The following is a 21,979-nucleotide window of genomic DNA, read 5'->3' as shown; positions in this document are numbered from 1 at the left end:
ACCTTATGCAATCCATTCGTTGCGTGAGTCTGGCAATGGTCGCCTTGCTGATGGCCGGGTGCAGCAGCTTCACCGGGCAAAGCAGCCCCGAGTTGTCCAAGAGTGCGCGCTGGGGCGTGCTGCCGCTGGTCAACTATTCCCAGACACCCCAGGCCGGCGAGCGCAGTGAGCAGATTCTGCTCAGCGTGCTGAGCAGCCGCGGCCTGCAACCCCAGGTCTACACCGGTACGGCGGGGCAGGGCGAACAGGCCCTGCTCGACGACAACGAGCGTCTGGCCGGGGCCATGGACTGGGCCCGGGAGCAGAAGCTCGACTATGTGGTGTCCGGCAGCGTCGAGGAGTGGCAGTACAAGAACGGCCTGGATGGTGAACCGGCGGTGGGCATCAGCCTGCGGGTGGTCGAGGCCGGTACCGGCAAGGTGCTGTGGAGCAATAGCGGGGCCCGTGCCGGCTGGTCCCGGGAAAGCCTGGCCGGGGCCGCCCAGAAGGTGCTCGACAAACTTGTCGGTGACCTTCGGATCGAGTGACTGCCATGAACTCTCCACACATGGACTATGCGCTGGCGCCCCGCGCCAGCGGTCCGGCGTCCTGGCTGGAAACCTTTCTGGTGACCGCCCTGGTCATCGGCGTCGGCCTGTGGTTGGCCCCCGAGGACCCCTTGCAGGTGCAGGGCGAGTTTCCCTGGTCGGTGCTGGCGCCGCTGCTGCTGGGGGTGCGCTACGGGTTTGTTCGCGGCCTGATCAGTGCCAGCCTGCTGGTAGCGGCGTTCTTTGCCCTGCGTCATTCGGGGCTGGCGAGCTACGCCCAGGTCGCGCCGTCCTACATTGTCGGCGTACTGGTCTGCGGCATGCTGGTGGGCGAGGTGCGCGACCTCTGGGAGCGGCGTTTGCTGCGCTTGCAGATGGCCAACGAGTACCGCCAGTACCGGCTCGATGATTTCACCCGGGCGCACCAGATTCTGCGGGTCTCCCATGACCGCCTGGAGCAGCGCCTGGCGGGCAGCGACCAGAGCTTGCGCAGTTCCCTGCTGGGCTTGCGTGATCGGCTGCGTGCGGCGCCCAATGGCGGCGACCCGCTGAGCCTGCTGGCCGAGCCGGTGCTGACCCTGCTCGGCCAGTACGGCTCGCTGCGGGTGGCCGGGCTGTACCGGGTGGAGCAGGGCGCCAGTGCGGCGCCACAGCTGAGCCTCTTGGCCTCGATCGGCACCATGGGGCCCCTGGACAGCCAGGACCTGCTGGTGCGTATGTGCCTGGAGCGCGAGGAGCTGGTGAGTGTGCGTGAGGAGCTGCTGGATAGCGGCGCCCAGGCCTCGGTGTCGTCCTTGCAGGCCTGTGTTCCGCTGGTGGACACCCAGGGCCAGGTGCTGGCGATTCTGGCGGTGCGGCAGATGCCGTTCTTTGCCTTCCAGGAACGCACCCTCAGCCTGCTGGCCCTGCTGGCCGGACATATCGCCGACCTGTTGCACCCGGACCCGCAGGTTTTGCAACTGCAGAGCGCCGATGCCCAGCACTTCACCCGCCAACTCAAGCGTTCACTGGTGGATGTCGAGCGCCACGGCCTGTCCGGTTGCCTCTATGCCTTCGAGCTGACCCAGCCCAATGATGAACTGGCGCGGCTGTTCGAGCGTAGCCAGCGTGGCCTGGACCTGCACCTGAGCCTGGCCAATGCACGCGGGCACGAACTGTTGCTGGTGCTGTTGCCGCTGACCAGCGCCGAGGGCGCCCAGGGCTACCTGGCACGCCTGGGCAAGCTGGTCCACGAACACTTCGGCATGAGCGTGGAGCTGGCCGGCCTGGGGGTCAAGGTACTGCCCTACGACCTGGAGTCGGCCCGGCAACGCGATGGGCTGCGTAACTTCCTGTACAACGAGTGTGGCCTGAATGATCAGCAAGTGGCTGTTTAGCGGAGCGCTGTTTTTCGAGATCGGCAGCTGGGCCAGCCTGACGGCGCAGTTGCCCGACCTGCAGACCGCGCTGCTGTATGCAATGACCCATGGCATCGCCTGTGGCCTGCTGACCGCGGCGGTCTGGCTGCTGCTGCCGGCGCGTTATCGCCGGCCGTTGCCATGGAGCCCGCTGTTCATCTTCAGCCTGGCGTTCTTTGTGCCGCTGATCGGGGCCGTCGGGGTGATTGCCGCGATCTTTCCGGCGCTGTACCTGCCGCGCAAGCGCGAGGCGCAGACGTGGCAGGCGGTGGGCATTCCCGACCTGCCGTTTCGCGCTCAGACTCAACTGCATTCGCCCACCTTCGGTGACAGCGGGCTGCAGGATGTCTTGCGTCATGCGCCGGACCCCGACCAGCGCCTGGCGGCCTTGCTCGCCACCCGGCGGATGCCGGGCAAGGAAGCGGTGCCGATCCTCAAGCTGGCCCTGGGCGACCCGAGCGACGATGTGCGGCTGTTGGCGTATTCGATGCTCGACAAGCAGGAAACCGACATCAACCAGCGGATCCAGTCCTCCCTGGAACAACTGCCCGGCGCGGCGCCGCAGAAGGCCGGAGCCTTGCACGCGACGCTGGCCCGCTGGTACTGGGAACTGGCCTACCTGGGCCTGGCCCAGGGCAGTGTGCAGCAGCACGTGCTGGGCCAGGCCGGCGAACATGCCGAACAGGCGCTGAAGCTGGGGGAGGGCGGCGAGCTGCTGTTGCTGGCCGGGCGCATCGCCCTTGAACGCGGTGACGTCGGCAAGGCGCGCCTGCACATGCACCAGGCCGAGGAGGCGGGCATGGACTCGGCCAAGGTCCTGCCGTTCCGCGCCGAAATCGCCTTTGAAACCGGCCGCTATGCCGAGATTCCCGGGCTGCTGCGAAGCCTGCCGGCGCAAATGCAGCAACGTCCGCCCTTTGCCGGGCTGGTAAGGACCTGGACATGAAGAAAACCCCCGACTCAACCCCCATCGCCGATGTCTGCCTGCTGCTCGAGGGCACCTGGCCCTATGTGCGTGGTGGCGTGTCCAGCTGGATCCACCAGATGATCCTCGGCCTGCCGCAGCTGCAGTTTTCGGTGCTGTTCATTGGTGGCCAGCGCGAGGCCTATGGTCAGCGCCGCTATGAGATTCCGGCCAACGTCGTGCATATCGAAGAGGTGTACCTGGAAGAGGCCTGGCGCAACCCCAGGCACAAGCGCGAGGCCCACAGCGCGTCCCTGGAGGAACTGAGCAACCTGTACCGCTACCTGCACAACCCGCAGAAGCCCGCCGCCGAGCTGGGCATCGAAGTGCTGGCATCCCTGGCCCAGGGGCGCATCACCCTGGACGACGTGCTCTACAGCCGGCCCAGCTGGGAAGCGCTGACCGAAGGCTACGAGCAGCACTGCGCCGATCCGTCCTTCGTCAACTACTTCTGGACCCTGCGCACCATGCAGTCGCCCTTGCTGATGCTGGCCAATGCTGCCCGGCACATGCCGCGGGCCCGGGTGCTGCACTCGATTTCCACCGGCTACGCCGGGCTGGTGGGCTGCATTCTCAAGCAGTTGTGGGGCTGCCAGTTCCTGCTCAGCGAGCACGGGATCTACACCAAGGAGCGCAAGATCGACCTGGCCCAGGCCAGCTGGATCGCCGAAAGCAGCAACCAGGCGCTGAACGACAGCATGGATTCCGGCTCCGGCTATATCCGCATGCTCTGGGTGCGTTTCTTCGAACGCATCGGGCATCTGGTCTATGAAAGCGCCGACCAGATCATTGCCCTGTACGACGGCAACCGCCAACGCCAGATCAAGGACGGCGCGCCCCCCGAGCGCACCCAGGTGATCCCCAACGGCATCGACCTGCAGCTCTGGACCCAGGCCCTGGAGGCCCGGGCCGAAGGCATTGCGCCGGTGGTCGGGCTGATCGGCCGGGTGGTGCCGATCAAGGACGTCAAGACCTTCCTGCGGGCCATGCGCGGGGTGGTCAGCGTGATGCCCGAGGTCGAAGGCTGGATCGTCGGGCCGGAAGAGGAAGACCCGGAGTACGTCGCCGAGTGCCGCAGCCTGGTGGCGAGCCTGGGGCTGGAGCAGAAGGTACTGTTCCTGGGCTTCCAGAAAATCCAGGACATCCTGCCGCAACTGGGCCTGATGGTGCTGACCTCCATCAGCGAGGCCCAGCCCCTGGTGATTCTCGAAGCCTGGGCCGCCGGCACGCCGGTGGTCAGCAGTGACGTGGGCTCCTGCCGCGAGCTGATCGAGGGCGGCGAGGCGGCCGACCGGGACCTGGGGCGGGCCGGGGAAGTGGTGGCGATCGCCGATCCGCAGGCCACCTCCCAGGCGATCATCGACCTGCTGCGCAGCCCCGCACGCTGGCAATCGGCCCAGGCGGCGGGCCTGTTGCGGGTACATCGCTACTACAGCGAGCGCTTGATGCTCGACCGCTATCGCACGCTCTATCACACGGCCATCGGCACCCCACACAAGGAGGCTGTGTAAATGGCCGGCATCGGTTTCGAACTGCGCAAGATTCTCTCCCGCGACTCCTACACGGCGACCCTGCACGCCTATGTCTATGCCGGCCTGATCAGTTCCGGGCCCTGGGTGCTGTCGATCCTCAGCGTGATGCTGGTGGGGGTGATCAGCCTCGGGCTGGTGGTGCCGGAGGTCCTGATCCGCCAGTTCCTGATCACCGTCACCTACCTGATGGCCACGTCGCTGATCCTGACCGGCGGCCTGCAGCTGTTTTTCACCCGTTTCGTGTCCGACCGCCTGTTCGAGCGCAAGTACGAGCAGATCCTGCCGAACCTGGTGGGCGTACTCTTGCTGGTGACCCTGGGCTCCGGGGCGCTGGGCATCCTGCTGCTGGTGACCCTGTTCGACCAGGCGCTGATCTACCGCCTGCTGACCCTGGCCAACTTCGTGGTGCTGTGCAACCTGTGGCTGGTGATCATCTTCCTCTCGGGGATGAAGGCCTATAACCGCATCCTTCTGGTGATGCTGGTGGGGTATGGCTTGATGGTCGGCAGCGCCTTCTACCTGCGCTACATGGGCATGGAAGGGCTGTTGCTGGCGCTGCTGCTGGGGCACAGCACGCTGCTGTTCCTGTTTCTCTACGACATCCTGCGCGAGTACCGGGCCGAAAAGCTGGTGGCCTTCGACTTTCTCGACCGCCGCCAGGTGTTTGTCAGCCTCCTGCTGACCGGGCTTTGCTACAACCTGGGGATCTGGATCGACAAGTTCATCTTCTGGTTCAACCCGGAAACTTCGAGCCAGGTGATCGGGCCGATGCGCGCGTCAATTCTCTACGACCTGCCGATCTTCCTCGCTTACCTGGCGATCATTCCCGGGATGGCGGTGTTCCTGGTGCGCATCGAAACCGATTTCGCCGAATGGTACGACCGCCTGTTCCGTGCCGTGCGCGATGGCGAGACCTTGCAGCACATCGGTTCGCTGAAGGCCGAGATGACCTTCTCGATCCGCCAGGGCCTGCTGGAAATCTGCAAGGTCCAGGGGCTGACGGTGGTCCTGCTGTTCCTCTTCGGCCCGCGCCTGCTGGAGTGGCTGGGGATGTCCAGCTACTACCTGCCGCTGTTCTACATCGACCTGATCGGGGTGAGCATCCAGGTGGTGTTCATGGCGATTCTCAACGTGTTCTTCTACCTCGACAAACGCGCCATCGTGCTGGAGCTGTGCCTGCTGTTCGTGGCCCTCAATGCCGCCCTGACCCTGCTCAGCCTGCACCTGGGGCCGAGCTTCTTCGGCTATGGCTTTACCCTGTCGCTGCTGATCTGCGTGCTGCTGGGGCTGACGCGGCTGTCGACGGCGCTGGATGACCTGGAGTACGAGACGTTCATGCTGTCGCGTTGAGGAGCATCGGCAAGCGCGTGCTGCGGACCCGCGGCGGTGCTTTGCAGAGGCTTGCAGGATCGGGACGCCGGCTATGCCAACGCGGCCCGGGTTCTGCGCAGCACAGGGGCCGGTCAGGGAGCGTCGAGGTAGGATTTTCGCATTCTCTCCAGCGTGCCGTCCTTGCGCAGCCCCTCGACCGCCGCGCGCAGCTTGTGCACCAGTGTCGCATTGCAGTTTCTGGAGCAGGCCAGGTACAGATCGGTGCTCATAAAGACCGGACTGACCTGCAACGGCTGAGTCGACACCTTGCGCCAGATGCTCTGGGTTTCGGGAATGCCGTTGAACCAGGCGTCGACCCGTCCCATCAGCAGCAGTTGAGCCGGGTTCTCGCCAATTTCAAACGGATAGATCTGGTTGTCGCCAAAGCCTTCAGCCCGAAGCTTCTGCTCTTGGGCACTGCCTCGGCCAACGGCGATCCGAGCGAAGGTTTCCCGTGCCTGCTGCAGGGTTTCGACGCGCGTGTGCAGGCTGAAGAAGGCTCTGTCCATGGTCATGATGGGCGCGATCCAGGTGTAATCGGCCTCTCTTTCCGGCGTGCGCGACAGGGGAATGATCAGCTTGTCGACGCCTTTGCGTACGCTTTGCTGGGCTCGTGCCCAGGGCACTTCTATAAAGTGCAGCGTATATCCGGCTTGGGTCGCTGCTTCCAGCGTCGCGTCGCCGAGGATGCCATGCAGGCCGGACGGGTCCAGCATCGATAAAGGCGGCGCTTCGGCGATGTACAGGTCGAAGCTACGGGACTCGGCGCCAGACACTGAGGGCACCCAGGCCGTCAGAACGAGCAGCGTCGTCAGGATCAGCGCCCCCCGCTGGCGCAACGATTGGATCATATGAGTCATGGCAGTAACTCAACAAACAGTGGCATTTCATGCTCTCGGATTAACGCTGCGTATTCGACACGTAGAGAGACCATCCCGCAACGACCTGCAAAACATGCCGCCAAGATTAGAGGGTTATGTGCAGAGACGGTTGGGTTTGACGGATTATTTTGACCGCTGATTGCCATCACCGTTCAGGGCTGGCGCAACCAGTGAGGGCAGCGACTGGTACGCGCTGACACTCAGGTTGAACAGCCGTGGGCAGCGCTGTATCAGTAGCCTCGCCAGCCTGGGACCAGGTCCCTGTGCATGCGCAGCCTGGACATGCAGGGGATTTAGGGGACAGCCTTAAGTTTTAGTTAAAACGCTTCAATCAAACTGCTGATTATCATTCGTAATTGGCTGACTCAGACTGCGTTCGTGCCTCCATGCTCCCTGGAGCAAGCAACGAGCGGTCTATGCCAGTCAATACTGCAACAACCCGCAGCCTGTCCTCAGCGAATGTTCCGCTATGACAGCGCTGTCTGCCCCATCATCCGCGGCCGATACGGCCGTTCACTCAGCCTTGGCCTGCTGCCATCTGCTGCTGCAACTGACCCAGGAACGCGTACCGCAAGCCGCGGCCCCGCAACCCCTGGACCCTGACCCTTCGCGGGACCTGCGCCAGGCGGTCAGGGACTATGCACGCAACGCCGGTGTCGATCTGCGCCTGGAACGCCTGGCGCTGACCCGACTGACCCCGAAGATGCTGCCCCTTGTCTGGCGCAACCAGAGCGGCGAATTCATGCTGCTGGCGCGGCTCTCGGACACCCAGGCGCTGGTGCAGCGACCTTCAATGCCGACCCCGGACATGCTCGATCGCCAGCAGTTGGCCGAGCAGTGGAGCGGGGAGGTGATTCGCCTGCGCCAGAGCGGTTTGCGCTTCGATCTGTCCTGGTTCGTACCGGAGCTGCTGCGCCATCGGCGGATACTCGGCGAAGTGCTGCTGTGCTCGCTGTTGCTGCAGGTGCTGGCCCTGGCGACGCCGTTGTTCTTCCAGGCGGTGATGGACAAGGTCATGGTGCACCGGGCGCTGTCGACCCTCGACGTGCTGGTGATGACCCTGGTGGTGGTGGGCCTGTTCGAGGTGCTGCTCAAGGGCTTGCGCGAATACCTGGCGGCGCACACCGCCAACCGCATCGACATCGGCCTTGGGGTCAAGCTCTTGCGCCATCTGCTGGGCCTGCCGTTGCTGTACTTCAAGCAACGCCAGGTGGGGGCGATCATCACCCGGGTCCAGGAGCTGGACAGCATCCGCGAGTTCCTCACCGGCTCGCTGCTGACCCTGTGTGTCGACGTGGCCTTCACCCTGGTGTTTTTTGCGGTCATGGCCTGGATTTCCTGGCCGTTGACCCTGCTGGTGCTGCTGACCCTGCCCCTGTATGCGCTGCTGGCCTGGTTCAGCACCGGCCCGCTGGAGAAGCGCATCGAGCGCCAGTTCTACAGTGCGGCGCGCAACACCGCCTTTCTCAATGAAAGCGTCAGCAGCAGCGAAACCATCAAGAGCCTGGCGGTGGAGCCGCGCATGCAGCGTCGCTGGGAGTCGCAGACGGCGCAGATGGTCGAGGCCGGGTTTGCCAGCCAGACCCTGGGCAGCGCCATCAGCCAGACCGTGATGCTGTTGCAGAAAGTCACGGCGGTGGCGGTGATCTGCTGGGGCGCTAGCCGGGTCATCGACCTGCAGATGAGCATCGGCCAGTTGATTGCCTTCAACATGATGCTGTCCCACGTCAGCCAGCCCGTGGCCAAACTGATCGAGGTCTGGCAGCAGTTCGTCCGGGTGCGGGTGTCGGTGGACAAGCTGGGCGACATGCTCAACCTGCCGGTGGAGCAGGCCGAGGGGGATCTGCGCCCGACCCAGGCATTGCGTGGCGAAGTGCGCATCGAACAGTTGGTGTTCCGCTACCGTCCGGAACTTGAGTGGGTGCTGCGCGGCCTGGACTTGCAGATCGCCGCGGGGCAGACCCTGGGCATCGTCGGGCCGTCCGGGTCCGGCAAGAGCACGCTGACCCGCTTGCTGCAGAAACTCTACACCCCCGATGGCGGGCGCATCCTGATCGACGGCTTGCCCCTGGAGCAGTTGCAGCCGGCCTGGTTGCGCAGCCAGATTGGCGTGGTACTCCAGGAAAACTACCTGTTCAACCGCAGCGTGCGCCACAACATTGCCCTGCGCCATCCCACCGCCTCCCTGGAAAGCGTGATCGCCGCAGCGCGCCTGGCCGGTGCCCATGATTTCATCCTGCGCCTGCCCCTGGGCTACGACACGGTGCTGGCCGAAGCCGGCAGCTCCTTGTCCGGCGGCCAGCGGCAACGCATCGCCATAGCCCGGGCACTGATGGGCGACCCGCGCATCCTGATTTTCGACGAAGCCACCAGCGCCCTGGATGACGAATCCCAGGCGCTGATCCAGGACAACATGGCGAGCATCGCCCAGGGACGCACGGTGATCATCATTGCCCATCGCCTGTCTGCGGTACGGCATTGCCAACGCATCATCGCCCTGGAACAGGGGCGCATCAGTGAATCGGGCAGCCACCAGCAACTCTTGGCCAACGGCGGTTGCTACTCGCGCCTGTGGGCGCTGCAACAGGCGCTGTGCAAGGAGGCGTCATGAGGTCCGGTGCACTGTTGTCTCGCTGGCGCCGCGCTTGGCAGCGCCTGGGTGACGCGCGGACGCTGCTCAAGCGCAGCCGCGACGAATACGAGTTCCAACCCGGCTACCTGGAAATTGTCGAGCGGCCACCCGCGCCCTGGGCACGTGGCACGGCACTGCTGCTGATCCTGGCGATCCTGCTGGCCCTGGGCTGGGCGATCCTCGGCTTTCTCGACATTCATGCCAGTGCCGCCGGGCGCCTCATGGTCTCCAGCTACACCAAGGTGATCCAGGCGCACGAGGCGGGTGAAGTTCGCGCCATCCATGTGCGTGACGGGCAGCGGGTCAAGGCCGGCGAGGTGCTGGTGGCGCTGAACCCGATCGGCATCGACGCCGAGTTGAGCGAGTTGCGCACGCAACTGGACTTCAAGCGTCTGGAACTGGCCCGGGCCCGTGCACTGCTGACCCCGGACCCCTTGCACAGCTACCAGACGCCTGCTGGCCTGGATGCACAGCAGGTCGCGGCGGCCCGGGAGCAACTGCTCAGTACCTGGAAGGAAATCAGCGCCAACCTGGACAGCCTCAACGCCGAAATCGCCATCAACCAGGCCAATCAAAGGGCTCGGGGCAGCGAGATCAGCGCCCTGGGCAAGCTGGCCAGCAATGTGCGCAAACGGCTCCATGCACGCCGGGCGATGGCCGCCGAACAACTGATGCCCCTGGTGGAATTGCTTGAGCAGGAAAAGGAGCAACTGGACGTCGAGCGTTCGCTGGCCCAGCAGCAGGCCGAACTGCAGGTGCTCAAGGCCCAGGCGCAGAACCGTCGGGAGCAGCGCGACAGCTTCCTGGCCAGGACCCAGCGCGAACAGCATGAATTGCTCAACCGCAGCCAACAGGAGATCGCCGTGCTCGAGCAGCAACTGATCCGTGGCCGCGACCGGCAGCGCCTGCAAACCCTGCTGGCGCCGGTGGACGGTGTGGTCCAGCAACTGGCGGTGCATACCCTGGGCGGCGCCGTGCAAGCGGCGCAGCAGTTACTGGTGATCGTGCCCGAGGGGGCCGAGCTGGATGCCGAGGTCATGGTGCTGAACAAGGACGTCGGTTTCGTCAGGGCCGGCCAGCCCGTGGAGATCAAGGTGGATGCGTTTCCCTATACCCGCTACGGCACCTTGCGCGGCACCGTGGCCCATGTCTCCGGTGACGCCATCAAGGACGAACAGCTGGGGCTGGTGTTCCCCACGCGGATTCGCCTGGAGCGTGCGGCAATCGCCGCGGGGCAGGGCTGGATGCCCTTGCAGGCGGGGATGAGCGTGACCGGCGAGATTCGCACCGGCGAGCGGCGGGTGATCAATTACCTGCTGAGCCCGATTCGCGAGTATCAGTCCGAAGCGTTGCGGGAGCGTTGAGCATGACCCGCGCTTTCGATGCCGCTTCTGAACCGTCACCGACAATGCTCGACACCGGCCTGCACGCCCTGGCCTGGGCCGCCCGGCGCTTCGATCTGAGCATCAGCGTGGCGCAACTGACTCACCGCCTGGGACGGGTTGAAGGTCCGGCCGACAGCCTTGACCTGCGGCGCTGCGCCGGCTGGATCGGCCTGCGCGCACGGGCAGTGCAGAGCCGGGTGCAGCGTTTGCATCACCTGCCGCTGCCGGCGCTGCTGGACACCACTCGGGGCTGGGCGGTGCTGGACGCGGTGGAGGGCGACCGGGTCCGGGTATTCTGGCCGCTGCAGGGGCAATGCCAGACCCTGTCGCGCCAGGAGCTGGCGACGCTCTGGCAAGGCCATGATCAGGGACAGGGAGAGGTGTTGCTGCTGGCCGAGCGGCATGTGCAGCTGAAGACGGGTGGTTTCGGCGTCTCCTGGTTCCTGCCGTCGATCCTCAAGCATGGGCGCCAGTTTCGCAGCGTGCTGCTGGTGTCGCTGATGCTGCAAGGCGTAGCGCTGGTCACGCCGCTGCTGTTCGAGAACATCATCGACCGGGTCCTGGTCAGTCGCGGCCTGTCGAGCCTGCAAGTGCTGGGGATCGCCATGCTGGCCCTGGCGCTGTTCGAGCCCTTGTTCGGCCTGTTGCGGTCCTGGCTGTTCAGCAATGTGGCGAGCAAGATCAACGCCGAGCTGTCCGCGCGCCTGTACCAGCATCTGATCCAGTTGCCGCTGGGTTATTTCCAGCGGCGCCAGAGCGGCGAGATCATCGCCCGGGTCGGTGAGATGCAACAGATCCGCCAGTTTCTGACCGGCTCGGCCTTGACCCTGGTGCTGGACCTGGCGTTCTGCGGCTTGTTCATCGCCGTGATGTACAGCTACGCACCGCTGCTGACCTGGGTGGTGGTGGGCTCCCTGGCCCTGTATTTCCTCTTCTGGCTGTGCGTGGGCCCCTTGCTGCGCAGCCGGGCCTTGCGCGAATACGAGTTGAATGCGGCCAACACGGCGTTTCTCACCGAGACCGTGACCGGCATCGAGACTATCAAGACCGGGGCCATCGAAAGCGCCTTCCAGCAGCAGTGGCAGCGCCAGCTGGCGGCTTATGTGCGTGCGGCGTTCCACACCCGCATCGTCGGGATCTGGGCCGGGCAGGGCATCGGCCTGATCCAGAAGCTGACCGCAGCGCTGTTGCTGTGGTGGGGCGTGATGCTGGTGCTGGATGGCCAGTTGAGCCCCGGCCAACTGGTGGCCTTCAACATGCTGGCCGGGCATGTGGTGGAGCCGATCCTGCGTCTGGCCCAGGTCTGGCAGGACTTCCAGCACACGCTGATTTCCCTGCGCCGCCTGGGGGACATTCTCGACAGCGACTGTGAAAGCGGCAGCGGCGGCCTGGCCTCGGTGCCGGCGTTGCAGGGCGGGGTGAGCTTCCAGGGGGTGCGTTTTCGCTACGAGGAAGACGGCCAGGAGGTGCTGCGCCAGCTGGATCTGGAGATCCAGCCGGGCGAGTTCGTCGGCATCACCGGGCCTTCCGGTTCCGGCAAATCGACCCTGACCCGCCTGCTGCAGCGCCTCTATGTGCCCCAGCACGGCCGGGTGCTGGTGGACGGCATCGACCTGGCCATCGCCGATCCGGTGGCCCTGCGCCGCAACATGAGCGTGGTGCTCCAGGAAAGCGTGTTGTTCGCCGGCAGCGTTGCCGAGAACATCCGCCTGTGCCGGCCTCAAGCCAGCGACGCCGAGGTGCGGCACGCCGCCGGTCTGGCCGGGGCGGCGTCCTTTATCGAGGCCCTGGCCCAGGGCTACGAGACCGAGGTGGGCGAGCGTGGCGGCCAGCTCTCCGGCGGCCAGCGTCAACGCATTGCCCTGGCCCGGGCCCTGCTGACCAACCCCGGCATCCTGTTGCTGGACGAAGCCACCAGTGCCCTGGACTACGAGTCGGAAGCGGCGGTGATGGCCAACCTGCAGGGCATCGTCCGCGGCCGCACGGTGATCAGCGTCGCCCATCGCCTCAATACCCTGCGCCATGCGGACCGGATTCTGGTCATTGATCAGGGCCGGGTGCTCGAACAAGGCACACACCAACAGCTGCTCGCCCTGGACGGGTTGTATGCCCGGCAGTGGGCGCTGCAGATGAAGGATTGACCCCACCGACGACAGGAGGACTCAGCCACCCGTCATGTCTCCCCACCCCGCATATCCATACCCATAGGCAGCCCTTCGCGAGACGCAGGGCTTGGCTCAAAACAGACAAAGGATCATTGCAATGGCTTTTATGTCCAAGGACTTCACGCGCCTGCTCAATACCCTGATCGACCAACAGATCAAGACGGCAGGGCGGCAAACCGAATGGTTCAACATGAGCGCCGACGAGCGTGCCGCGTACATCGGCCAGGTCGGCGAGCGCCTGCTGGAAATGCAGCAGAGCACCCTGAGCGTGCTGGCCGCCCAGCACTACCAGATGCAGGACAACCCGGTCTCGGTGGGCGATCAGTTGCAGGTGCTGCAACAACGCCGCAAAGAAATGAAGGCCATCGCCGACACGCCGGCCACCATTGCCTACAAGCAGCAACTGGACCGTGACATCCTGTTGTACAGCCGTCAGGACACGGCGATCAGCCACTATGACAGCACCTGGAACAAGGCCCTGCGGCTGCTCAGTCCCGGTGGCGCCAAGGCCGAGGTCCTGCAAGCCGATGCGCCGGCCAAGCAGAAAGAGCTCAAGGGCCGGATCAACCGCCTGGAGAAGCACCTGAGCATGCAGGTGGCCGACTCCACCTTCAGCCTGACCTACGTGACCCTGTTCTCCGAGCTGCAGGCCTACAAGGAGGTGAGTACCCGCTACAACGCCTGGCTCAAGGCCGCCCCGCAGCAGCAGGCCGCGAGCCTGGACGCACTGGCCAAGGCACCCCGGGCCTCCGACGAGCTGCCGGTGAACCTTTCACTGCTGATGATGGAGGAGCGCCCGGGCTACATCCGCATGAACGTGGCGCTGGTCAATGCCAGCACCGATGGCCGCTTCAAGGACTTCTACCTGGAGCACGGCCGGCTGGTGGTGCCCACCGACGGCGTGCTGAATTTCTCCTTTGGCACCGCCGCCCGTTCCCTGGCCTGGCAGCAACAGTACCGGCTCAAGAGCGAGCCACCGTCCATGCGCTCGCCGACCTATGCACCGATTCGCTCGGTGCTGGTCAAGACCGGGTTCGTCGAGCAGTACTTCGCCAACCACCTGGTGTCGGAAAGCTCCCTGCGCGAAGGCTTCAAGGCCCAGGTGTTGAGCAACGGCCGCAAGCTGCTGTTGACCGGCGTCGATCGCAAAGTGCCCAACCAGGTCGGCATCCAGGTCTCGGGCCAGTCGCCCGGCACCAGCGTGACCCGTGTAGTGCCCCTGGCTGGCGCCTTGAGCGAACTGATCAACCAGAACGCGGACATCACCAGCTTCCAGACCCTGGGCGTCGAAGACTATCGGCAGAACAGCTACCACCCGGACCGCGACGGCCTGTTCGTCAATATTCATGAGCTGGAACGCTCAGTCGGCTTTGCCGAGCACCAGTACCTGCTGGAAATGCCCCAGGGCGACGCTTTCCGTTCGGCGACGCCTTTTGCCCTGATGACCGTCGAGGGCGACAAGGTCAGCAGCAGCCACCTGAGCAAGGCCCAGACCGAGACCCTGTATCAATACAACGCGGCGTTTTTCGAGCGCCTGGAACAACTGCGCGGTGAGGGCTTCAAGGCCAGCCGGCTGTTTGAAGGCAGCAGCGAGCGCGCCACCTTCGTGCAACAGCTGACGCGCCTGCTCGAACGCAACCACATCACCCCGGCCGGGGTGCTGCTGACGCAACACAGCCGCCCGAGCCTGCGGGATATCAAGGGCAACAACCTGAACAAGGTGCTGTGGGAACAGGCCTTCGCCGCGTCGGTCTGGCAAAGCCACGACAACGATGATCTGCTGTTCGGCCTGGGGCAGAACCTGGTGAAGAACCAGGCGCTGAGCAAAGTCCTGCAAGGCGGTTATCTGCAGAGCGACATTGCCCAGGCCAAATTGCTGCTGGCACCGCTGTATGAACAGTGGCGTGCCCAGGCGATCGAGATGGAAACACAGCGAGTGGCCAGCGCCAACGCCGGGCAGCATCCAGGCAACCCGAAGGTGCATGTTTTCGATCAGGTGGCGGTGGAGCGCGGCCTGGACAGCAAACTGCTGAACCTGTTGTTGAGCGGCCCCCAGGGCCTGGCGCCGGCCGACGTCGCGTTGCGGCCGACGGTCGAGGCGCTGTTGTCCGGCGACCAGGGCCGCAGCCTGCGCAAGCAGGCGTTGTTCCATGCCCTGCGCCCCGTGGCCGACAGTTTTTCCAAGGCCGCGGTGCCGGTCAATGCCCATGCCGCGCTGACGCCAAAAACCGGCGCCGACAAGGTCATGATCAACAACCGGCTGAACCAGCCCGACCCCTACCTGATCCTCAATACCCACCCGGAGCAGGCCCGGACCGATGCCGCGCTGCTGATCCAGGACGACAAGTACCGCAGCTACAGCCAGTTCCGCCCCGATCCGAACAATGAAGCCACACGCTACATGAGCGACCTGGACACCCCGTTCGTGGGGGGCATTTCCGGGACCACCCAGACCGTCAGCAATGCCTTGCCGGAGTTGTTCGGTAGCGCGCCGAGCATCAAGCAGTACTGGCAGTTCCAGATGGCCAACGCGGCCTTCATGATCCGCAACGGCTACCACTCGTTCTTCGAAACCCTGTATGTCGCCGCCCGTTATGAACCCCAGGGGCCGGACAGCATCGGCAAGGACCTGCTGCAGACCTTCGACCGCTACCGTGCCGAAGGGCGCCGGGAGGCTTTGCATGGGGAGCTGTACGACGCCGTGATGGCCCGGGTCCTGCCCATCGTCAATCAAGGCCTGGCGCCGAGCGAGGAGTTCCATCCACCGCGCTTCACCGACCTGGGGCCGCTGCCCGCGCTGTTGGGGCAGGCCGCCAAGGACCGGCAACTCAAGACGGGCCTGGCGTCGCTCGGAGCCGGCTTCGAACCGCGCCAGGGCAGTGCCGACATTCACCAGTTTGCCGCCGACCCGGTGCAGTTCGCCCAGACCCACACCCTCAGTGCCGAGGCCCTGGTCAAGGCGGGGCGCTTGCCGGCCCAGGGCAACGTGCAGTTGGTGGAAGTCGCGCCCAGGCTGTATGAGCTCGAATACACCGAGCACAGCGCCAACTCCGTGAGCGGGAGCCCGGACAGCGTGCCGGCGTATTTCCTCGGCTACAACGGGCCGAACCAGGCGAACGCCGCGCCGGCCTATGTGGACATTCCCAAGCAGGCGCGCGCGGGCAGCTTCCTTTTTACCGGCACCTTGTCGGGCTGCTCGCTGGTGGTGACCAGCCTGGACGCCGATACCTATCGGGTCTATCACGACGGTCGGGTCAACAGTTCGCTGCTGTACGACAACGTGGTGATGGCGGTCGACTACAAGGACTACCAAGTGGCCGGCACCGCCGAGGGCCTGGCTGCGGCGTACATGCAGGTCGTCGACGGCCAGTGGCAGTTGGTGTTCCAGCGCCAGGAGTACCAGCGCGAAGGGCAGATGGTCTGGCCGAAGTTGCGCGAGGGTGCAGAGCCGCTTGCCATCCAGACCGCCGACAGCCAGGTGCAGGAACGCAACCGGACCCAGTTCGCCGAGTACCGCGAACAGGTGCACCAGAACCTGAAGAAGGTGGCGACCCAGTTCGGCGTGTCCACTGAAGGGGTGGCCGATGGCGTCTACAGCGGCGGCGACTTTTCTCCCGAGCACCCGGCCATTGCCGCCTGGAATCGGCTGCGCGATGCGGTCCAGGCCAAGGTCAGCGCCGACATCGAACAGCTCGGCAACCAGCGTTATCAACTCCAGGAGCAGCGGCGCGGGGCCAGCGACAAGAGCCTGATCGACCAGCAGATCAAGCAGCTCAACCTCACCCAGGATTTCTACCGGGCGCAGTACGAACCGGTGTTGCGTGAGGCCGCTTCGGTGGAAAAGACCTGGCTCTGGCAGCAGATCCAGGCCAAGCAGGGCAGTGCTGCGGTGGTACGCACCGACGACACGGCGATCCAGGGCGGGGGCGATGAGCGCAGCACCAGCGTGGGCGAGCGCTACGCTATTGCCGAGGCCTATCAGCGCGGGGCCCGGGGCACGGCATTCAGTGACGGCGTGCGGGATTTTCGCGAGATCAAGATCCCCGGGCTGGACGACAAGAAGTCGGCCCTGGAGATGAAGCGCCTGTTTCTCGACGGCCAGCTCACGCCTGGGCAGCGTGGCGCCCTGAGTGCCCGCATCAGTGAGACCAGCCAGGCCGAATACATCGACAAAGTGCTGCGCCAGACCGCGACCCTCAGTGAAGACTTCCGGGGCGCCGGCAGTGTCTTCGGCCAGTTGGCGCCCCAGGACTTCTACCTGTCGCTGGTGGGGGACCGCTCCGGAGGCCGCTGCTACCCGCTGGTCAGGGCCATGGCCGTCGCCCTGGCCAGGGGCGGCGAGGCGGGGGTCAACAGCCTGGTGCAGAAGCTGTTCCTGGCCTCGGCCGATCCCCAGGCGGGCAGCTCGACCTTGCTCAAGAACAGCCTGATCCGGCTGCATTCCAATGTCGACGCGGTCCAGGCCTCCAAGGCGCTGGGGCAGTTCCAGTTGTCCGACGTGGTGGCCCGGCTGGCCAACGGCAGCAGCGACTCGATGTTTGCCCTCAACACCCAGAACCACTCGATGATGGTGGGCAGTACCCAGGGCCCCGAAGGCCGTCGCTACTACTTCTATGACCCGAACGTGGGGATCTTCGCTTTCGACTCCAGCAAGGGCTTGGCCAAGGCCATGGAGCAGCACCTGGTGCGCCGCAAACTGGCGGCGCACTACGGCTCGTTCGGCAGCCAGTCGCAGCCGGCCTTCAACCTGATCGAGATCGACACCCACAAGATGGCCGAGGTGCCGGTGGGCAGCGGGCTGAACGTTGCCGATCTGTCCCGTCCCGAGGAGTTGGCCGGTGTCATCGGCCAACGCCGCCAGGTGGAGCAGGCGGTGGGTGCCCAGCAGCGCGTCAGCCAGGACCTGCGCCTGGGCGCGGCGCTGACCACGTTCGACGCCGAGCAATGGGGCGCGCGCTTCGACGCCGCCAGCACCCGGCTGGCCCGGGAGCACCAACTGAGCAGCCAGTGGATACCGATCATCGCCAACACCGAGCCACAGCCGGAGGGCGGCTATCGGGTGCAGTTCATCAACCGTGACCAGCCCGATCAGACCCGCTGGCTGAGCACCGACGATGGCACCTTTGTCGAATTCCGTCGTTTCGTCGATGAGCACATGAGTGTGCTCAACGAGCACTTCACCCTGGAGCATGGGCAGATCCGGCCCCGCGGCGGGGTCGGCGAAGTGGCGCATGTGGACGGCCTGAACGCGGGCTTTGCGGTCCAGACGCTGATCCAGTGGTTTGCCGACAAGAACCGCAAGGATGCGGCCCAGGGCGTGGTTTCACCGGACCTGGCCACCGCCCTGAAGATCCATAGCTACCTGGGCCTGGCGCAGATCGGCCATGGCACGGTGCAAGATGTGGCCAACATCACCCAACTGGTGCAAACCGCGTTGCGTGGCGAAGCCCTGGCCGCCGAGTCCTCGCTCAAGGACTTTGCCTCGACCCTGGGGCACACGGTCAACGAGGGCGCAGGCGTGCTGTTTGGCGGGGCCATGGTCGGCCTGGATGCCTATGAGCTGGCCCATGCCGAGAACGATGTGCAGAAAGCCGTATTCGGCACCCAGCTGGCGTTCGATTCGGCGAGTTTTGTCAGTGGCGCGGCGGGTATCGGTGCCGGGCTGATCGGCGCTTCGACAACGGCGGCGGTGCTGGGCGGCGCGGGGGTGATCCTCGGTGGCCTGGCGGTAGGCTTCACGGCACTGGCCCAGGCCTTTGGCGCGGTGGCCGAAGATGCCAAGGCGGTGGGACGTTACTTCGACACCCTGGACAAGGCCTACCAAGGCAACGGCTACCGTTATGACGAGAAACAGCAGGTGCTGGTGCCCCTGGCCGGGGCGGTGGTCAAGCGCCTCGACCTGCGCTCGAACGAGGTAGGTTTCGACAGCCAGTACATTTACCGCACTCACCACGGCTCCACCGGTTCCGGGGCGATCAACTACTTCTTCTGGGTCGGGGACTTTCCGCGGATGATCCACGACCGCGCCCAGGCGATCGAGGTGCGCAGCGGCATTGGCCACGGCGCCAAGCCGCCCAGACTCGACCACGGCGACAGCAGGACGGTGATCCTGCCGGGCACGCCCAAGTCCTACATCAGCTACGAGTACATGATCCTGCCGGGGGCCACCACCCGGCATGACACGGGTTTCGATGTGATTCGCAAGCTCGAGCAGGATCGGCGCTTCGACTACGACTTCTACATCTTCCCGAGCGAGGAGACGATCCGGCGGATTCACCAGGAGTACGTCGAGACGCCGGTAGAAGTGCTGCTCGATGGGCACAACCGGCAATTGGTGGTGCCGCAACTGCCCAAGGAGCTGTACGGCTACCTGCGCTACGACATCCAGGGCGCAGGCGGCGAATACCTGATCGGCCTCAACGAAGGCACCGAGGTCAGGCTCAGCAACGAGGCCGGCCGTCAGCCGTCACGCTGGATCATCGACAGCAGCCAGCTGGAGAGCGACAGCATCACCGTGGCGAAGGACCACTTGCTGGTGGGTGGGGTCAAGGTCAAGCTCGATCCGGCCCAAAGCGGCCAGGTGCTGCTGGTCAACGCCAAGGGCGAAGTGCGGGCAGCCGATTTTGCCGGCCAGACCACCTACGTGGTGAAGGAAGACGCCAGCCAATGGCAGGTGTCCGGGCAGCGCATCGAACAGCACCTCAAGGAGCTGGCCCAGGCCCATCAGTTGCACGGCCAATACGTGGTGGTGGAGAACTACAAGCACAGTGAGCGCAATGTCGGTCGGGCGTACTACGACGTTGCCAAGGACCGCATGCTATTCACCGACACCGATGTGCAACAGGCGCGCAACGCCCAGTTGGGGGCGGTCATCGGCGAGCATGCCTACTTCGTCGATGCCGAGAACGCCGCCGCGTGGCGGGTCGACATTGCCAGCGGCAAGGTCGATGCGCAGTTCGCCCCTGCGTTCAACCAGAGCGCCGGCCAGATCAGCCGGTTCTGGCAAGAGGGCGATGCGGTGTATCTGGCCCGTCGTTATCAGCTCAAGGAGCGGGAAGCCGAACTGAGCTTCCGTATCCTCGGTGACCGCATGGAGCTGGTGGGGGTGGTCGGCGATGAGTCGTTGCTGCAACTGTCGGCAAGCAACAGCCAGCATGGCAAGGACGCCAAGACCCTGCTCAATACCCTGCTCAAGGGCTACGAGACTCAGGCCACCCAGCGCGATACCCCGGTGTACAGCCTGGGCGCGCCCGTGCTGGAGCCGACTGCGGCGGAGCTGATCACGGTGTTTGGCCTGGACAACGCCAAAGTCGCGCACCGCTACTGGGTGCGCAGCAGCGACGGCATCGTGATCAAGCCGAACCTGGCACCACCGGCCGGGCAGGCGCCGCGCGCCGATGCCCCGGGGCAGGCGCAAAGCGCCTGGCAGATTCCGGCGGACCTGGTGTTGGCGGGCAGCCAGGCGCAGCCCGGTGGCCAGGAAGTGTTTTATTTCTACAGCAAGGCGCAGCAGGTGCTGTTCCGCCAGGAAGGGCCGGGGCAGAAGGTGCTCGATGCCGGCCAGCCAAGCGCCTTGCGGCTGAGCACGCCGCCCCTGGCCAATGTGCTCAATCTCAATGGCCATCTGCTGGCCGTGACCAACGACGGGCGCATGGCCCGGATCGAGGCGACGGGACGGCTGAGCTATGAGGCGGTCAACGAGCATTGGCTCAAGGCCCACAGTAACTGGTGGAAAAACCTCGCCGAGGTCGCCGGCAGCAATGCCACCCTGGCGGTATTCGGGGTCAAGGCCGCCGACGGCAAGAGTGCGCTGCCGGTGTGGTACCACAACGGTCAGGTGGTGGTGGCATCGTCCGCGCTGCAAGGCAAGCCGCTGCAGTTTCTCGGCTTCGACAGTGCCAGCGCCAGTGCCCGGCTGTTCGAGCCCGAGAGCGGCAAGCTCTATCTGCAGCCGCCGCTGACAGCGCAAGCACTGGCCACCGCGTTTGGCAACGACGAGGTGCTTGAGGCCTCGGCGCAATTGCCGGCCGCCATTGACTGGATGCCCAAGCTGCAACTGCGTTCGGCGGTCCAGGTCGATGCCGGGTTGCGCCTGACCACGGTGCAAGGCGAAGTGCTGCTGCGCAGCAACAACGGCGATGTGCAACTGGTGGCCGTGGACAAGGGTTGGCAACAGGCGCGGCTGGGCAATCTGCCCCAGGCCCTGGCAACGGTGGCTGGCCAGTGGGGCGCCAAAGGCGTGTTGACCTTGCCGGACGGCGACACCCGGGGTTGGTTCGATATCGCCAGTGGGCAGATGTTCGCCAGCAGCGACATACCGGGAGGCAGCGACTTGCGCTTTATTGGCGTCGCTGCCGGGACGCCGAACTCGGCCTATGTCTACAGCCCGACGGCGCAGGCGCTGTATCAGGTCAAGGACGGCAAGGCGCTGCAGCTGGGCCATTACGCAAATGTCGAGCGCATCGGCTCCTCGCTGCTGCTTCAGGGAGCCAGCGGCAATGCTCCTCAGGATGACCTGGCGCCGCCGTTGATTGCCGGGGTCGACAGCGTGGTGCTGCACGGCGGCGCCGGGGATGACACCTATCGTTTCAGCCCGGCGATGTGGGCGCATTACCGCTCGGTGGTCATCGACAACGATGATCCGGGCCTGGCCCTGGATCGGGTGATCCTGCCGGTTGCCGATGGCAAGAACATCCTCGTCAGCCGTCGGGGCGAGGACGTGCAGCTGACCGACACGGGCAATGGCACGGCCCTGGTGCTGCGCCAGGTGCTGGGCAGCCAGGCGGCCGCCCATGGGCATTTGCTGATCGAGCTCAAAGGCGACTCGTCGATGATCAGCGTCGAGCAACTGCTCAAGGGCTTTGGTCCGAGCGGATCGGCCGGGGACAGCGTGTTCGAACTGGCCTGGAGCCAGCGCGAGACGCTGCCGGCGGCGAACGCTCTGGGCTCGGCGGCGAATGAGCTGGACTCGGCTGCGGATGGCCGGGGCCCCAGCCTGGCAAAACTCAGCGGGGCCATGGCGGCCTTCGCTGACACCGGCGGTGCTCGCGAACAGCTGCCGAAAAACCATCAGGCCGCGCAGGCGGTGCTGGTGCCTTCACTGACCTGACCTCGCAGGAGAAACA

Annotated in this window: 10 protein-coding genes; 9 read left to right on the top strand and 1 reads right to left on the bottom strand. The window is 65.2% G+C overall.

Features of this window, described 5'->3' with window-relative positions; translation table 11 throughout:
• The first annotated feature begins 5 nt into the window (after positions 1-5).
• Genes M2395_RS05950 through pelG form a run of 5 tightly spaced genes read left to right on the top strand, consistent with a single transcriptional unit; the run spans position 6 to position 5,770 of the window.
• Positions 6-527, top strand: a complete 522-nt coding sequence (locus M2395_RS05950) for a transporter (protein WP_053151645.1) — start codon at positions 6-8, stop codon at positions 525-527.
• 5 nt (positions 528-532) lie between these two features.
• Positions 533-1,903: a PelD GGDEF domain-containing protein gene (locus tag M2395_RS05945; RefSeq protein WP_015635591.1), complete on the top strand. Its 1,371-nt coding sequence runs from the start codon at positions 533-535 to the stop codon at positions 1,901-1,903.
• Positions 1,881-2,870, top strand: a complete 990-nt coding sequence (locus M2395_RS05940; RefSeq protein WP_041752244.1) for a HEAT repeat domain-containing protein — start codon at positions 1,881-1,883, stop codon at positions 2,868-2,870. The genes M2395_RS05945 and M2395_RS05940 overlap by 23 nt, the downstream gene beginning before the upstream one ends.
• Positions 2,867-4,399, top strand: a complete 1,533-nt coding sequence (gene pelF, locus M2395_RS05935; protein WP_015635593.1) for a GT4 family glycosyltransferase PelF — start codon at positions 2,867-2,869, stop codon at positions 4,397-4,399. The genes M2395_RS05940 and pelF overlap by 4 nt, the downstream gene beginning before the upstream one ends.
• A complete protein-coding gene (gene pelG, locus M2395_RS05930) occupies positions 4,400-5,770 on the top strand; it encodes an exopolysaccharide Pel transporter PelG (RefSeq protein WP_011061266.1) in 1,371 nt (456 codons plus the stop codon).
• Positions 5,771-5,883: 113 nt separating this feature from the next.
• Here the strand turns inward: pelG and M2395_RS05925 are convergent, their stop codons facing one another.
• Positions 5,884-6,651: an ABC transporter substrate-binding protein gene (locus M2395_RS05925; protein WP_123430780.1), complete on the bottom strand. Its 768-nt coding sequence runs from the start codon at positions 6,649-6,651 to the stop codon at positions 5,884-5,886.
• 490 nt (positions 6,652-7,141) lie between these two features.
• Here M2395_RS05925 and M2395_RS05920 point away from each other — a divergent pair, with 490 nt between their 5' ends.
• The 4 genes from M2395_RS05920 (at position 7,142) to M2395_RS05905 (ending at position 21,963) form a co-directional block, all read left to right on the top strand.
• The gene (locus M2395_RS05920; RefSeq protein ID WP_123430779.1) at positions 7,142-9,283 is read left to right on the top strand and encodes a type I secretion system permease/ATPase; all 2,142 of its coding nucleotides are present in this window, start codon (positions 7,142-7,144) and stop codon (positions 9,281-9,283) included.
• Positions 9,280-10,668 (top strand): HlyD family type I secretion periplasmic adaptor subunit, encoded by a 1,389-nt coding sequence (locus tag M2395_RS05915; RefSeq protein WP_053151654.1) that lies wholly within the window; start codon positions 9,280-9,282, stop codon positions 10,666-10,668. The genes M2395_RS05920 and M2395_RS05915 overlap by 4 nt, the downstream gene beginning before the upstream one ends.
• Before the next feature lie 2 nt (positions 10,669-10,670).
• A complete protein-coding gene (locus tag M2395_RS05910; RefSeq protein ID WP_123430778.1) occupies positions 10,671-12,830 on the top strand; it encodes a type I secretion system permease/ATPase in 2,160 nt (719 codons plus the stop codon).
• 121 nt (positions 12,831-12,951) lie between these two features.
• Positions 12,952-21,963, top strand: a complete 9,012-nt coding sequence (locus tag M2395_RS05905) for a TcdA/TcdB pore-forming domain-containing protein (protein ID WP_123430777.1) — start codon at positions 12,952-12,954, stop codon at positions 21,961-21,963.
• The last annotated feature ends 16 nt before the right edge of the window (positions 21,964-21,979 follow it).

The sequence above is a fragment of the Pseudomonas sp. BIGb0176 genome, from assembly GCF_024810175.1.
Lineage (GTDB): Bacteria > Pseudomonadota > Gammaproteobacteria > Pseudomonadales > Pseudomonadaceae > Aquipseudomonas > Aquipseudomonas protegens.
The sequence above is the reverse complement of the archived record's forward strand: the minus strand, read 5'-3'. Positions and strand labels throughout refer to the sequence as shown.

Excerpts from the sequence above, each read along its gene's own strand:
- M2395_RS05945 (WP_015635591.1), top strand. The coding sequence starts at position 533 with ATGAACTCTCCACACATGGACTATGCGCTGGCGCCCCGCGCCAGCGGT.
- M2395_RS05925 (WP_123430780.1), bottom strand. The coding sequence starts at position 6,651 with ATGACTCATATGATCCAATCGTTGCGCCAGCGGGGGGCGCTGATCCTG.
- M2395_RS05940 (WP_041752244.1), top strand. The coding sequence starts at position 1,881 with ATGATCAGCAAGTGGCTGTTTAGCGGAGCGCTGTTTTTCGAGATCGGC.
- M2395_RS05920 (WP_123430779.1), top strand. The coding sequence starts at position 7,142 with ATGACAGCGCTGTCTGCCCCATCATCCGCGGCCGATACGGCCGTTCAC.
- pelG (WP_011061266.1), top strand. The coding sequence starts at position 4,400 with ATGGCCGGCATCGGTTTCGAACTGCGCAAGATTCTCTCCCGCGACTCC.
- M2395_RS05910 (WP_123430778.1), top strand. The coding sequence starts at position 10,671 with ATGACCCGCGCTTTCGATGCCGCTTCTGAACCGTCACCGACAATGCTC.
- pelF (WP_015635593.1), top strand. The coding sequence starts at position 2,867 with ATGAAGAAAACCCCCGACTCAACCCCCATCGCCGATGTCTGCCTGCTG.
- M2395_RS05905 (WP_123430777.1), top strand. The coding sequence starts at position 12,952 with ATGGCTTTTATGTCCAAGGACTTCACGCGCCTGCTCAATACCCTGATC.
- M2395_RS05950 (WP_053151645.1), top strand. The coding sequence starts at position 6 with ATGCAATCCATTCGTTGCGTGAGTCTGGCAATGGTCGCCTTGCTGATG.
- M2395_RS05915 (WP_053151654.1), top strand. The coding sequence starts at position 9,280 with ATGAGGTCCGGTGCACTGTTGTCTCGCTGGCGCCGCGCTTGGCAGCGC.